Origin of the sequence: Pseudoalteromonas sp. AOP7-A1-14 (genome assembly GCF_052376275.1) — a bacterium.
Lineage (GTDB): Bacteria > Pseudomonadota > Gammaproteobacteria > Enterobacterales > Alteromonadaceae > Pseudoalteromonas.
This window is the reverse complement of the sequence record NZ_JBQSVO010000225.1, coordinates 1-1,644: the sequence shown is the minus strand read 5'-3', so window position 1 is coordinate 1,644 and position 1,644 is coordinate 1. Positions and strand designations below refer to the sequence as shown.

Sequence of the window (1,644 nt, the reverse complement as noted above, 5' to 3'; positions counted from 1 at the left end):
GTTTTGTTAATTGCTTCACTTTTTGTTTAAACCCGATGAGTTTTGATGCTTGTATCCGTGTCCACTGGCTACCTATCTCTACTCCCAAAAACTTCACTCCTTTGCTGCTATGAGCAATATGGGTTTTATTTTGGTTCACGGTTAATTTCAAGTCTCGCTCTAGTATCTGGGTGGATGCCTTAAGTGCTTCTTGCGCTGCTTTTTCTGTGCTGCACAAAATCAAGATATCATCTGCATACCTCACTATTCGGTGATTACGCTTTTTCATTTCTTGATCGAAAGCATCTAGGTAGATATTGGCCAATAACGGGCTAATTACGCCACCTTGTGGGCTTCCTATCGTACTAGCCTCCCAGTGTTCACCTATCATTACTCCGCTTTTTAAGAACTGATTAATCAGTTTTAAAATACTACCGTCCGTCACTTTGCGTCTAACACTCCTAATTATCAAAGCATGATCAAGCAGGTCAAAACACTTCGACAAATCCATGTCTACGACCCAGTCGCGATGGTATTTACGGATAAATACACTTGCTTTACTGATAGCGTCATGACAGCTTCGTTTCGGCCTATACCCATAACTCGATGGGTGAAAGTCGATGTCGAATATCGGTTGGAGTATGTTCAATAGTGTTTGTTGCACTATTCGGTCTCGAACTGCGGGGATACCTAGCATTCTGACACCGCCATCATCTTTGGGTATTTCCACCCGTTTGACAGGTTGTGCCCTATATTGCTTGGTTTGCAGCTCAAGTTGCAGTTGTTTTAAGTTTGCTTCTAAATTCAGGGCGAATGCGCCTACGGTCTGCCTATCTATTCCGGCCGCTCCTTTAGCTGCTTTCACTTTTTTGAATCCCTTGTACAGGTTATTAATGTCTAATAATTGTCCGTACAAGCTGTAGTAAACTGTCATTTTCTGCCTTTGCTTGCGGTATGTCTGCTCGTGTCACTCTACTTATCGCTGATTCTTCATGATGACATTAGGTGTGCTAGCCTTTTTTGGCAATCTGCCTAAGTGGTCAGTCATTACTCCATTGCTCGCCCTTCAATTCTCAGCGTCTACATTCCTGTTTGGCCGTCATATTTTGGCTATTTCCGTCGAAATACTTGTGAGCCGATAAACAAAAGTTCCCGTCTTTCATACGCTTAAAGAATACTTCCCCCCTTCGCAATCAATTAAAGCTTTTGGCTAAAGTTGACCCCATCAAACATAATGTTGATGGTCGGCTTGGTTTTCCCCTCCACACCATTACTGGCTTTCATCGGCCTAGCCTTACTCACTACTACGGGTTCATCTGCCACCTCACACCGACACTAAATCTTGGCTTTCACCTTGAATTTAGGCCACTTACTCTCATTAAGTTTAGATGCCAGGCTTCCCCAGTTACTGCACTGGCTCCCTGTTAGAAATCCCACCCTCAAGCACAGTATTGGTCTGACTAAGTATAGGGCGTTGCGCTATTTTGCACGCTGACCCACCAATACTGCCGAAACAGGTTACGGTTAGTTGTGTACCTCTAACTTCTTATGGCTTCCTTCAGACCCCACCGTTGGCCAGTGACGCCCTTGCCATTCAGATTATCTTCCCCTTAGTCAGGGTGATAAGGCATCTTTCAGCCTATCGGGTTTGCCAGCTTCGCTGGG

At 44.5% G+C, this 1,644-nt stretch carries 1 protein-coding gene; it reads right to left on the bottom strand.

The annotated features are described in order from the left end of the window. The coding region (ltrA, locus tag ACT3RM_RS17710; RefSeq protein WP_444511492.1) for a group II intron reverse transcriptase/maturase at positions 1-913 on the bottom strand (913 nt) is incomplete at its 3' end. Positions 914-1,644: the final 731 nt, after the last annotated feature.